We start from the raw sequence: 12,466 nt of genomic DNA, 5'->3' as shown, positions 1-12,466 counted from the left end.
CGGCGGGCGGGGCCCGTCCGGTTTTCCGGCGGGCCCCGCCTCGGTCCTGTTACACGTGCCGGGGGCTGCTTTCCGTTGACGTCTCTCGGTTGTGAGTAACGTCAGCGACCTCTGCCTGCACTTCCTTGACCACGTCGCCGTGTCCGCCGAGCTGCTCGAGCTCGTGGGCCAGTTCCGCCAGTTCCGCACCGCCGGCCATCTGGGCGGTGAGCTCGTCCAGGGTGATGTCCTTCTTGTCGTAGTAGCCGATCGACTTGCCGCGCTTGAGCAGGAGGAACCGGTCCCCGACAGGGAAGGCGTGGTGCGGGTTGTGCGTGATGAAGATGACGCCGAGTCCCCGGTCGCGAGCCTGCAGGATGTAGCGGAGCACGACGCCGGACTGCTTGACGCCCAGCGCCGCCGTCGGTTCGTCCAGGATCAGGACCTTTGCGCCGAAGTACACGGCGCGGGCGATCGCGACACACTGGCGCTCACCGCCGGACAGCTGGCCGATGGGCTGTTCCACGTCGCGGAGGTCGATGCCCATCTCGGCAAGTTCCTTGAGCGTGATGGCCTTCATCTTCTCGACGTCCATGCTTTTGAACGGGCCGAAACCGCTGGTCAGCTCCGAACCGAGGAAGAAGTTCCGCCAGATGGGCATCAGGGGCACCACCGCGAGGTCCTGGTAGACGGTGGCGATGCCCACGTCAAGGGCGTCACGGGGCGAACCAAACTTCCGTTCCTCGCCCATGATGTTCAGCACCCCGGCGTCGTGCTGGTGCAGTCCGGCGATGATCTTGATCAGGGTGGACTTGCCCGCACCGTTATCGCCCAGTACGCAGGTGACACGGCCGTTGTCCACGGCCATGGTCACATCGGAGAGGGCGATGATGTTGCCGTAGTGCTTGCCTACTCCGTCGAGGGAGAGCAAGTGGACGGGGGTGTGGGTGAGGGGATCTTTTTCATCCTTGAGCAGGGTCTGTTGGTCGATCTCTTTGGCGTTCATTTCTCCGGCCCCTTTACTTGAGTTCCGCGCGGCGCTTGACGATGAGGTTGATGATGGTGGCCAGCAGCAGCATCAGGCCCAGGAAGAACTTGAACCAGTCGGGGTTCCACTGGGCATAGACGATGCCCTTGTTGGCCATGCCGAAGATGAACGCGCCGATCGCGCCGCCCACCGCCGAACCATAGCCGCCGGTCAGGAGGCACCCGCCGATCACCGCGGCGATGATGTACAGGAACTCGTTGCCCACACCCTCACCGGACTGCACCGTATCGAAAGCGAAGAGGTTGTGCATGCCCAGGATCCAGCCGCAGAAGCCCACGCCCATGAACAATCCGATCTTCGTAGCCTTGACCGGCACACCCACGGCGCGGGCCGCATTCTCGTCCCCGCCGACGGCGAAGATCCAGTTCCCCACCCGGGTCCGCATCAGCACCCAGGTGGCCACGGCGACCAGCGCGATCCAGATGAACACCGTGATCTTGACATCGATGCCGCCAATGGAGACCGAGGACGCGAACACCGCGCGGGCGGAGGCGAAGCCGTCCATGCTGGAGATCGACGGCGACGACACGGAGCCGCCGATCAGCCGGGTCAGGCCCAGGTTCAGGCCGGTCAGCATAAGGAACGTGGCCAGGGTGACGATAAAGCTGGGCAGCTTGGTCTTCATCAAAATCCAGCCATTGATATAACCGATGCCCACGGAGACCACCAGGGCCAGGAGAACCCCGACCCAGATATTCGTGCTGAAGTACCAGCTGAACATCGACGCCGTCAGTGCCGATGAGATCACCGCGACACCGGTGGAAAGATCGAACTCCCCGCCGATCATCAGCAAGGAAACCCCCACCGCCATGATGCCGATCGTGGAACTGCCGTACAGAATGGTCGCCAAGGCATTGGGCTGGGTAAACGTCGGGGAAACCAACGCGAAGAAGACGAACAGGACCACCGCTCCTACGAGCGCGCCGACTTCGGGACGGCCCAGGAGCGTCTGGAGCGGGTTCCGCCGCCCAATTCTCTCATCGCCACGTGGCCCGGCTGCTGAAGCCGGTGCCGGGGGCAGGGTTGCTGTTTTTGCCATAGGAAGAACTCCTTGTTGGTCAGGCCGTGCGGCGGTTGCCCGCCGCACGGCCTGAGTCCCGGATCTAGCGGACGCCCTGCTGGGCGAATTTGAGAACGTCGGAAGCGTTGGACTGGTCAACGATGGTGGGACCGGTCAAGACCGGCTGGCCGCCGCCAAGCTTGAAGCCGCCACGCTTGGCCTGCCACAGCGAGTCGACCGACATGTAGCCCTGGGCCCACGGCTGCTGGTCCACGGTGAAGATCACGTCACCATCCACGATCTTCTGGGCGAGCTCTGCGTTCAGGTCGAAGCTGGCAACCTTCGCAGAGCTGCCGGCGTCCGCGACGGACTTGAGCAGCGTGAGGGTGATCGGTGCGCCGAGGCCAATGATGACGTCTGCATCCTTGGCTGCCTGGAGCTTCGCGGTGGCGGTGGACTGGACGCCGGTCATGTCCTTGCCGTCGACGTAGAGAATCTCCGCACCCGGAACCTTGGCCTTGACGCCTGCGCACCGTGCTTCTAGGCCAACGTGGCCCTGCTGCTGAATGACGCAGACCGGGTGCTTGAAGCCCTGTTCGGCGAGCTTGGTGCCCACCGCCTGGCCGGCAAGCTGCTCATTCGAGCCGAAGTGCGTAAATGCGCCGAGCTGCGCCGACACGGACTCGCCGGCGTTGAGGCTGACCACCGGAATGCCGGCATCGGTGGCCTTCTTCAGGACGTCCTTCAGGGCCTCCGGGGTTGCGAGGGTAACGGCGATGCCGTCGACTTTCTGATCGATGGCCTGCTGGACGAGCTGGGCCTGGCGTCCGGCCTCCGGGTCACTGGTGTAGAGCAGTTCCACGTTGTCTTTCGCTGAGGCCTCCTCGGCACCCTTGCGGACTATGTCCCAGAAGGTGTCGCCTGCCGCGGCGTGGGTGATGAGAGCCACCTTCATGCGGTCTGTGGTGGCCACCTGACCGCCGCCGGCGGCGCCGCCGCCCTCAACCGGCTTCCCGCCCGTGCTGGAGCAGGCGCTGAGTGCCATCATGGGAACAACTGCCGCCACGAGAGCCGCCTTGCGCCAAGAAAAATTAGCCACGTTAATCTCCTTTGATCTCAGGGTCCGGGCTGCCACTCTGCAACTGCCGGAGCACTGTCTACCTCGATCATGGTGATTCAACTCACGAATGTCAATAGTTTGTCCTGACATTAGGATGTTTTTACGTTAGGAGCCTACTGCGGCCGCCCTAAAATGCCGGCCGCGCCGTGGTCCCGCGAACAACCAGGGCCGGCTCAATCAGCTTGCGTTGCGGGCCAACCGCGGCGTCGCGAATGCGTGCAAGCAGCGCCTTGGCCACATCCACGCCCACCAGATCGCTTCGGTTGTCTACTGAGGTCAGCTCCAGATACCGCGACTTTGCCAGGGTTGAATTGTCGTATCCGATCACGGAGATGTCCGCCGGGACCGCAAGCCCGCGCGCCTTGATGGCACCCAAGGCACCCAAGGCCATGGTGTCATTGGCGGCGAAGATGGCAGTGGTGTCCGGATAGTGGTCCAGCAGCCAGCACGTCGAGGCGTAGCCATCCTCCTCGGACGTGCCACCGGCCTCCCCCGCAATCCGAAGTTCGGCGCCGGACTCCCGGAGCCGGCTGAGGAAGCCCGCGCGCCGGTGCGCAGCGGCACCGCCGGCTCCGGAAAGGTGGCCTATCCGGATGTGGCCGAGCCCCAGAAGGTGGCTGGCCGCCATGCCGCCGCCACCGTCGTCGTCGTTGGTAATCAGATCAGCGCCGGCCGGCACACCATCGCGCCACCCAGCCACGACCGTCGGAACCCCCGCCCCAGCCAACATTGACGCGCTTGGCTCCGCCGCTATCACCAGCCCGTCAACGTGCATGGCAAGCAAACCGTCGGCAGCTTCCTGGATGCGGTTCTCCCCGGGGCGGGAATCAGCCAGCATGACCTGGTAGCCATGTTCCGTCAGCGCAGACTCCATCCCCCGCAGCAGATCGACGAACCACAGGTTCCGGTAGTCGTCAATCACCAGCCCAATGCTCTTCGTGCGACTGCTGGCAAGCGTAGTGGCGGCGCGGCTGGGGCGGTACCCGAGGTCCGAGATGGCCGCCTGGACGGCTTCGCGGCGCTTGTCGCTCACCCTCGCGGGATTCTGCAGTACGAGTGAAACCAGCGACGGCGAGACGCCCGCCTGCTTCGCCACGTCATAGATCGTCGGGCGTCGTGCCTTGGGGCTGTGCAACGTCATCGGAGGTGCCTTTCGTGTCTGCCCTTGAGGATATCCGCCAGTTGATTGACAGGACATACATACATGGATACGCTCAGATCCAGTGCACTAAATTGTAGCGCTACAAAATGCCGTTGGAACTTCCCGCCGCGGCTGAATTTCAAAGGAGAAATCAATGGCTGAAAGCCTAGGCGTCGCCGTCATCGGTGCAGGCATGGCCGGCAAAGCCCACGCTGCTGCATACCGCACCGCGTCTGCCCTCTACAGCCCGGTACTTCCCCCGGTGCGCCTGGTCTCGATCGGCGACGTCAACGCCGAATTCGGCTCGTTGGCCGCCCGCCGTTTCGGATACGAACGCAACGACACGTCATGGCAGGCAATCGCCGAAGCCGATGACATCGACGTCGTCAGCGTGGTCATCGCCAACTCGCTCCACCGCGAAGTGGTGGAGGGCCTGCTCGCGGCTGGCAAGCACGTGCTGTGCGAAAAGCCGCTGAGCGACTCCCTGGCAGACGCCCGCGCCATGGCCGAGGCAGCCCGCGCGGCCGAGGCCGGCGGAACGATCGCCCGTATTGGCTTCACGTTCCGCCGCACCCCCGGCATCGCCTACATCCGGGACCTGATCCGCAACGGCGTCCTCGGTAATGTCCTGCACTTCAGCGGCCGCTACTGGACCGATTACGGCTTCAGCCCCTCCGCTCCCATGAGCTGGCGCTACAAGGGCGGCCCCGGCTCCGGTGCGCTCGCCGATGTTGGAAGCCACCTGACGTACATTTCCGAGTTCCTCTGTGGCGACATCAAGTCGATCACCGGCGGCAGCCTCAGCACCGTGATCGACAAGCGGCCCCTGCCGCTCGCGGCCGTTATGGGCCACGACCATGCTGCCGTCAGCGACACCTTCGAAGCCGTCGAGAACGACGACTACGCAGCCTTCAACGCGGAGTTCGGAACCGGCGCCGGCAGTTTTGAGGTCTCCCGGGTTGCGGCCGGGCACGCCAACAGCCTGCAGTTCGAGGTGTTCTGCGAGAACGGTGCCGCCAAATTTGACCAGCGCCGCCCGGCCGAGATCCAGCTGTTCCTCAACGACGGTTCCGGCAACGAGAACGGTTACCGCCAGGTCATCCTCGGCCCGGGGCACCCCTACATCGCCGGGGGTCTTGCCATGGACGCCCCCGAAGTCGGCTTCGGCCAGAACGACGCCTTCGGCTACCAGGCCCGCGCGTTCCTCGAAGAGGTCGCCGGTCTCAGCGAAGAAGAGTCCCTCCCCCGCTGCGCCACGTTCGACGAAGGCGTGCGCAACATGGAACTGCTCGGCGCAGTGGCCGAATCCGCCCTCAACAACGGAAAGAAGATCACGCTATGAGGCTCGGTATCTACAACGCAGTCCTGCATGACCGGCCACTTCCCGAAGCACTGAAGGTCATTGCCGAGCTTGGCCTCACCGGTATCGAGATCAACACTGGCGGCTTTCTCCCCGCCGTGCACGTCCCCACCATGGACCAGATCCTGGAAAGCGACGCCGCCCGCGACGACTACCTGGCCCTTTTCGAGGGCACCGGAGTTTCCATCGCAGGACTCAACTGCAACGGCAACCCGCTGCACCCCAACCGTGAGATCGGCGAGAAGCACGCCGAAGATATTCGTCGCTCCATCCGTCTGGCCAGCCGCCTCGGCCAGGACCGGGTAGTTACGATGTCCGGCCTGCCCGGCGGAGAGCCCGGAGCCACCACCGTCAACTGGGTGGTCAACGCCTGGAACTCGGCAGCATTGGACGTCTTGGACTACCAGTGGGGCGTGGCCGCAGCGTTTTGGAAGGAAACCGACCGCCTGGCCGCTGACCACGGCGTCAAGGTGGCTCTCGAACTGCACCCGCAGAACCTCGTCTTCAACACCGCCGACGTCCACAAGCTGATCGAGCTGACCAACGCAACGCATGTCGGCGTCGAACTGGATGCCTCCCACCTGTTCTGGCAGCAGATGGACCCGGTTGCCGTCGTGCGCGAACTCGGACCGCTCGTCTTTCAGGCGGCGGCGAAAGATGTCCGTGTTAACACCGAAAACGCTGCGCTGTACGGCGTGCTGGACAACAGCTTCCGCCGGCTCGCGCCGGAGGAAAACCGCACCAACCTCGGCGGCGACGAGTGGGCCAACGAGTGGCCCAAGAACTCTGCCTGGGACTTCGTGGCTCTGGGCCGCGGGCATAACACCGCCTATTGGACAGAGTTCCTCCGGGCCCTGCACGAGGTAGACCCGGAGATGCTGGTCAACATCGAGCACGAGGACGTCTCACTGGGCCGGATCGAGGGCCTGCAGGTGGCGGCCAAGGTGCTGCGGGATGCTGACGCCGCGCTCAGGTCTTCGCTGAACCTGACGGCTTAGCCAACCAATTCGTCAGGCAAAGGCCTGTGAACAGCAAGGGGGCGGCGCATATGCGTCGCCCCCTTGCTGTGACCGGAGGCAGGCCATCCCTAAAAGAGAAGGAAACGAACATGCGTATTGGCATTGTCGGATAGGGAGCAGGCGGCAGGTACTTCCATGCCCCGTTCATTGAAGCGGCCGAGGGAGTCGAGCTGGTGGGCATTGTGGCCCGTTCGGAAGCGAAACGGGCGCAGGCGGAAGCGGACTTCCCGGGCCTGCCTGTTTATGGGAGTCTGGCCGAGTTGCTCGACGCCGGCGTGGACGCGGTGACCATCACCACGCCGCCCCACACCCGCCGTGACCTGGTTATGGAAGCCATCACAGCGGGCGTGCACGTTGTGGCCGACAAACCCTTCGCCCCGAATGCGGAGGCTGCGCGTGAACTCGCCGAGGCCGCCACGCGGGCCGGCGTTGTCCTGAACGTCTACCACAACCGGCGCCGCGACGCGGATATCCTCACACTCGCAAACGTGCTGGCCTCAGGGGAACTCGGTGAGACGTGGCGGGTGCATTCGACCATGGACCAGGACAACGCTGACAGCCTTGAACTTGGTGCCAGCGGCGGTCTCCTGCGGGACCTGGGCAGCCACCTGGTTGACCAGATGCTGTGGCTGCTGGGGCCAGCGAGCCACGTGCACGCGACCCTGGACTGGACCGATCGTTTCGGCGAACGGACGGACTGCGGCTTTGTTGTCACCATGACGCATGCGTCGGGAACCGTCTCCACGGTGTCCGCCAGCAAACTCAACCATTCCACCACGCGGGAGCTGCGGGCCTACGGCAGCAGGGGCAGCTACGTCGCCTCCGGCGCCGACGTTCAGGCGGACGCCCTGATGTCGGGACGCCGTCCGATCGAGGAACCGGCAACGTGGGGCATCGACTCGGCCGAAAACTGGGGCATGCTGTCCACGAGGGACGGCCGCGAGGCCATTGCCTCGGCACAGGGGAACTATGCCGGCTTTTATACAGAGTTCGCCCGCGCAGTCCGCGGCGACGGACCCGAGCCCGTACCGGCAACCGAAGGAATCCGCACCCTGGAAGTGCTGGATGCGGCCCGCCGCAGTGCGCTGGAGAACGCGGTGGTCGCGCTCTAGCACCCTCTCTCACTTCCTGCGCGTTTTCCCGGATCCCTCTCTCACCTGGTGAGAGAGGGATCCGGATTTTCCTGCAGGAAGTGAGAGAGCGTCCATGGCCCCGCACCCGCTGGACGTAAAAACGCCCGACGCCGGCCGGCGTCGGGCGTTTTTGCGTCACCTTGGGGTGCGGCGTCACCTTAGACAGACACGCCTGAGCGCTGCTTGAACAGGTGCTCGAGCTCCTCCAGGGACTTATCCTTGGTCTCCGGAACGACGCGCTTGACCCAGACAATGGCACTCAGCTGCAGTGCCACGAAGATGAAGAACGTCGCCGAAACCCCGATCCACGAGACCATCTGCGGGAAGAAGAACCCGATCAGGAAGTTGATCATCCAAAGCACAAAGACGCAGATGCCCATCGCGATGCCGCGGACGTGCATGGGGAATATCTCGGACATGGTGAGCCAGGTGACAGTGCCGATGCAGCCCTGCATGGAAGCCAGGAATGTCACCATGAACAGCAGCACTAGGTAGCCGCGCAACGTGCTCTCCGGCAGGAGCATGGAGACGAGCGCGATGGCCGTCAGGGACGACGCCGTGCCGCACAGTCCCACGATCAGCATGGGCTTGCGGGGCACCCGCGTCATCAGATACATGCCAACGACGACGGCCGCCACCGACGTGACGCCGTTGAGGACGTTGGCAATCAGGGCGCCTTGGTCGCCGAATCCGGACGAGGACAGGATGGACGTCCCGTAGTACATGATGGCGTTGACGCCGCTGATCTGGTTGATGATCGCCATGCCCAGGCCCACCACGAAGATCCTGCGGATCCACGGAACGGTGAGATCCTTGAACGTGCCCATCCTGGCCTGGTAATCCTCCCGGGCTGCCTGCCGCACCTCGTCGAACTCCGCGGAGACGTCGCCGGCGGCGCGGGTGGAGCGCAGCACCTCAAGGACGGCCCCGAAGCGGCCGGCCGACGCCAGCCAGCGCGGGCTCTCCGGCAGGACCAGCATGCCGAACCACAGGACCACGGCCGGGAGCGTGGCGATAACCAGCATCCAGCGCCACACGTGCGTTTCTTCGGGGAAAGCGTTGCCGAGTACTGCATTGAAGGTGAAGGCCAGGAACTGGCCCGTGACGATCATCAGCTCGTTTTGGGTGACGATGCGGCCGCGTTGGGCCGCCGGGGACATTTCCGCGAGGTACACGGGGACAATCACGGAGGCGCCGCCCACGGCCAGGCCCAGGAATGTCCGGGCCGCGATGAGCAGCTCCGTGTTCGGCGAGATGGTGCAGGCGATGGTGGCCATGACGAAGATAAGGGCCAGTCCCATGATGGTCTTACGCCGGCCGAAGCGGTCCGAGAGCCGGCCTGCGCTGATGGCGCCGAAGGCCGCGCCGAACAGGAGCGTGGACGTGACCAGCCCTTCGGTGAGCGGCGTCAGTCCGAGGTCCCGCTGCATAAACGGCAAGGCGCCGTTGATGACGCCGGTGTCGTAGCCGAACAGGAGCCCGCCGAACGTGGAGAAGAGCGCCACCTTCCGCATGAACTTCTTCGGATTTGCCGGTTTGGCCGGGTTGTTCGGCTTGGTGGTGCCGGGCGCGTCGGATTGGACTGTGCCGGGATTCGTCATGGTTCCGTTGCTTTGGTCCGTCTTCCCCACCACTACTTGGCCTGAGCGACGTAGTTGCGCATTGTCTCCAGCTGGTAGCGGGACACGTCCTCGGCGTTGTCGTCTTCGGCGAAGACACTGGACACCATGACGGTGTTGTCCTTGTCCAGGAAGCCGATTTCCTTGAGCCCGCCGAAGAACTCGTCCCAGTTCACGTCGCCGTCGCCGATCTTCAGGTGCTGGTGCACCCGCACGGCGTTTCCGGGCGGATTCGTGATGTAGCGCAGGCCGTGGGAGGCGTGATGGTCCATGGTGTCCGAGACGTGGACCAGGCGCAGCCTGTCCCCCGCTGCCCGCATGATTTCAAGGGGCTTGTTGCCCATGTGGAACGAGTGCGAGGCAACATAGACCATGCCGATGTTGGGCGAGTTGATGCCACGGATGACGCGGATGGCGGCCAGGCCGTCTTCGACGAAGTCGTCCGGGTGCGGGTCGATCAGGACATCCAGGCCCTCCCGCTCGATGATCGGCAGCAGCTCTTCCATGGAGCGGTAGAATGCGCGCTCGGATTCTTCGGCCTTTTCGGGGCGGCCGCTGAATTCGGTGTTCATGGTGCTGACGCCAAGGTCCACGGCAATTTGGATGGCGCGCTTCCAGTAGCGGACCGCTGCCTCGCGGGCATCCTCGTCCGGACCCGACCAGCGCAGCACGGGAAGCACCGACGCGATTTCGACGCCGGCATCCTTGCAGGCCTTGTTCATCTGGGCCACAAGCTCATCGTCGGCTTTGGGGTGGTTGTAAAACGGGATCATGTCCGCGTGCGGAGTCAGCTGCAGGTACTTGTAACCGAGATCGGCGGCCACGCGCGGAAATTCCAGCAGGCTGTGGCTGTGGTGGAACGGGGTGGGGTCCAGGGCGATTTTCATGGTCACTCCTTTGTGAATGAGTCAGTGATCTAACTGAGTTTTTGTCCAGATAATGCGCCGAAAGGGCCTCAAAGTCGCATTATCTGGACAAAAACTACGGGAGCGGGCGGGGCTTTAGCTGTAAAGGTCCGGCTTAGCGTTCAGCTGGACCTTGACCTTTTCGCCCGACTTCTGGGCCTCGACGCCGGCCTCGCAGCAGGCTGCGGTGGCGTAGCCGTCCCAGGCGGTGGGGCCGCCGATTTCGCCGCGGCGGGCAGCGTCCGCCCAGGCCTGGACCTCGACGTCGTACGCTGCGCCGAAGCGCTCCTCGAAGCCGGGGGTGACGTTCCCGCCCCAGCGGCCGGCGCTGCGGGTGTAGGGTCCTTTGTCCCCGCCGATGCTAACGATGCCGTCCTCGAACGAGGCCTGGGTGGCCACTTCGTAGCCGAACTTGGCGTTGACGTAGATCTCGACGTCGGCCAGGACGCCGGATTCGGTTTCGAGCAGTACGTGCTGCGGATCGTGCTGGCCGCTCGGGGCGTTGCGGGTGGCCTTGCCCAGGCGGACCTGCACGGAGGTGATTTCCTCGCCGGTGAAGAAGCGGATGGCGTCGAACTCGTGGACCACGGAGTCGTTGATCAGCATCTCGTTGGTGAAGCCGGCAGGCGTGGTGGGGTTGCGGTGCTGGTGGTGGAGCATCAGCAGCTCGCCCAGTTCGCCGTCGCGGATGACGGAGCCCAGGGCGGCGTATTCGGCGTCGAAGCGGCGCATGAAGCCCACCTGGATGCGCTTGTGTCCCAGCGCCGTTTCGGCCTGGACAACTTTCCACGCACTTTCGGCGTCAGGGGTGAGCGGCTTTTCGCACAGGATCGGGAAGCCCTTCTCCAGTGCCTTGTACAAGATTTCCTCGTGGAGGAAGCCCGGCGTGGCGATCAGCACGGCGTTGACGTCGCCGTTGTTCAGTGCCTCGTCGGCGCTGGCCAGGGCCACGGCGCCGTCGATCCCTTCGATGGCGGCCTGCGCCCGGGAGAGGTCGACGTCGACGACGGCGGCCACTTCGGCGCCGTGGATGCGGGTGCTGAGCCGCTTGATGTGGTCGGCGCCCATGCGGCCCGCGCCGATAACGGCAACGCGGAGAGTATCAGTCATTGTTCTGTCCTTTAGGTATCAGGGGGTACTAGCTGACCCTGGTGCGGGAGCCGCACGAGAGCAGGTAGTTGCGGGTGCGCTTGGCAATGGGCATCGGGACGTCGAAGGCCACTGGGTACATGTCCTGTTCCACGATGCCGAAGATCGGACGGTTGAGTCCTTCGACCGCCTCGATGACCGCACGCAGGTCCGGAAGACCGTTGGGCGGTTCGGTCATGACGCCGGCCAGGTTGGCAGCGGCCCACGTCATGTTTTCCGCATTGACCTTCTTGAGGATGTCCGGGTTGATCTGCTTCAGGTGCAGGTAGCCGATGCGGTCCGGGTAGTTCTTGATCAGCTCAAGGCTGGACGCTCCGCAGTACTCGGCGTGGCCGCTGTCCAGGCACAGATTCAGGTATTCGGGGTCCGTTGAGGCCAGCAGGGTCTCGATGTCCTGCTGCGCGCCAACGTGCGAATCGGCGTGTGAGTGGAACTGCTGCTTCAGGCCGAAGTCCTCCAGCAGGACTTTGCCCATGCGGTTGTGGCCGGCGAAGAGGTCAGCCCACTGTTCCTGTGAGAGCTCGCCGTTCTCCACTGCCTCACCGGTGACATCGTCGCGCCACATGGCGGGAATGACCACAATGTGCTCGCCGCCCATGGCTGCCGTCAGTTCGGCCACCTTGCGGGCCGGCTCCCAGGCTTCGTCATATTGCTTGGCGCCGCGGTGGAATGCCGTGAAGACCGTCCCTGCGGTGACCTTCAGATCGCGGGCCTTGAGCTCCTCGGCCAGCCGCGTGGGATCGTTCGGCAGGTAGCCGTAGGGGCCCAGTTCGATCCACTTGTAGCCGGATTCGGCCACTTCGTCGAGGAACCGTTCCCACGGGGTCTGCTTGGGGTCGTCGGCGAACCAGACGCCCCAGGAGTCCGGCGCGGTGCCGATGATGAGTTTGTTCTCTTTGTCTGTCATGACAGCGTTGTCTTTTCTGTGTTGTCGGGCCGGTAGGGTCGGGCGTGGGTCAGTCCCGCCGTCCGCGCCCTTCGGAAGCATCGTCG

At 64.3% G+C, this 12,466-nt stretch carries 11 protein-coding genes and 1 pseudogene; 4 read left to right on the top strand and 8 right to left on the bottom strand.

The window, feature by feature from the left end:
* Positions 1–49 precede the first annotated feature (49 nt).
* The 4 genes from NG696_RS07345 to NG696_RS07330 form a co-directional block, all read right to left on the bottom strand.
* A complete protein-coding gene (locus tag NG696_RS07345) occupies positions 50–985 on the bottom strand; it encodes an ATP-binding cassette domain-containing protein (RefSeq protein ID WP_058929933.1) in 936 nt (311 codons plus the stop codon).
* A gap of 13 nt (positions 986–998) precedes the next feature.
* Positions 999–2,066 carry an ABC transporter permease gene (locus NG696_RS07340; RefSeq protein ID WP_058929934.1) on the bottom strand — a complete coding sequence of 356 codons (1,068 nt, stop codon included), beginning with the start codon at positions 2,064–2,066 and terminating at the stop codon, positions 999–1,001.
* A gap of 64 nt (positions 2,067–2,130) precedes the next feature.
* A complete protein-coding gene (locus NG696_RS07335) occupies positions 2,131–3,126 on the bottom strand; it encodes a substrate-binding domain-containing protein (protein ID WP_205630641.1) in 996 nt (331 codons plus the stop codon).
* A 148-nt stretch (positions 3,127–3,274) separates the two neighbouring features.
* Positions 3,275–4,288: a LacI family DNA-binding transcriptional regulator gene (locus NG696_RS07330; protein ID WP_252574937.1), complete on the bottom strand. Its 1,014-nt coding sequence runs from the start codon at positions 4,286–4,288 to the stop codon at positions 3,275–3,277.
* Positions 4,289–4,442: 154 nt separating this feature from the next.
* Here NG696_RS07330 and NG696_RS07325 point away from each other — a divergent pair, with 154 nt between their 5' ends.
* From NG696_RS07325 to NG696_RS07315, 4 genes and pseudogenes are all read left to right on the top strand, one after another.
* Positions 4,443–5,630 carry a Gfo/Idh/MocA family protein gene (locus NG696_RS07325; RefSeq protein ID WP_252563944.1) on the top strand — a complete coding sequence of 396 codons (1,188 nt, stop codon included), beginning with the start codon at positions 4,443–4,445 and terminating at the stop codon, positions 5,628–5,630.
* Complete coding sequence (locus NG696_RS07320) at positions 5,627–6,646, top strand: sugar phosphate isomerase/epimerase family protein (RefSeq protein WP_252563947.1); 1,020 nt, start codon at positions 5,627–5,629, stop codon at positions 6,644–6,646. Before NG696_RS07325 ends, NG696_RS07320 begins: the two co-directional genes overlap by 4 nt.
* A gap of 146 nt (positions 6,647–6,792) precedes the next feature.
* Positions 6,793–7,104, top strand: a pseudogene (locus NG696_RS21085) (Gfo/Idh/MocA family protein); the annotation flags it as partial.
* On the top strand, positions 7,102–7,779 hold the full coding sequence (locus tag NG696_RS07315; protein ID WP_374208643.1) for a Gfo/Idh/MocA family oxidoreductase: 678 nt from the start codon (positions 7,102–7,104) through the stop codon (positions 7,777–7,779). The pseudogene NG696_RS21085 and the gene NG696_RS07315, both read left to right, overlap by 3 nt.
* A 179-nt stretch (positions 7,780–7,958) precedes the next feature.
* Here NG696_RS07315 and NG696_RS07310 read toward each other — a convergent pair whose 3' ends face one another.
* The 4 genes from NG696_RS07310 to NG696_RS07295 form a co-directional block, all read right to left on the bottom strand.
* Complete coding sequence (locus NG696_RS07310; RefSeq protein ID WP_252563950.1) at positions 7,959–9,401, bottom strand: sugar porter family MFS transporter; 1,443 nt, start codon at positions 9,399–9,401, stop codon at positions 7,959–7,961.
* Positions 9,402–9,433: 32 nt separating this feature from the next.
* Positions 9,434–10,306: a sugar phosphate isomerase/epimerase family protein gene (locus NG696_RS07305; protein WP_056346707.1), complete on the bottom strand. Its 873-nt coding sequence runs from the start codon at positions 10,304–10,306 to the stop codon at positions 9,434–9,436.
* Positions 10,307–10,420: 114 nt separating this feature from the next.
* Complete coding sequence (locus NG696_RS07300) at positions 10,421–11,434, bottom strand: Gfo/Idh/MocA family protein (protein ID WP_252563952.1); 1,014 nt, start codon at positions 11,432–11,434, stop codon at positions 10,421–10,423.
* 28 nt (positions 11,435–11,462) lie between these two features.
* A complete protein-coding gene (locus NG696_RS07295; protein ID WP_252574935.1) occupies positions 11,463–12,380 on the bottom strand; it encodes a sugar phosphate isomerase/epimerase family protein in 918 nt (305 codons plus the stop codon).
* Between the last annotated feature and the right edge of the window lie 86 nt (positions 12,381–12,466).

The sequence above is a fragment of the Pseudarthrobacter cellobiosi genome, assembly GCF_023913755.1.
Lineage (GTDB): Bacteria > Actinomycetota > Actinomycetes > Actinomycetales > Micrococcaceae > Arthrobacter > Arthrobacter cellobiosi.
Note: the sequence above shows the minus strand (reverse complement) of the source record. Positions and strands in the feature narration are given on the sequence as shown.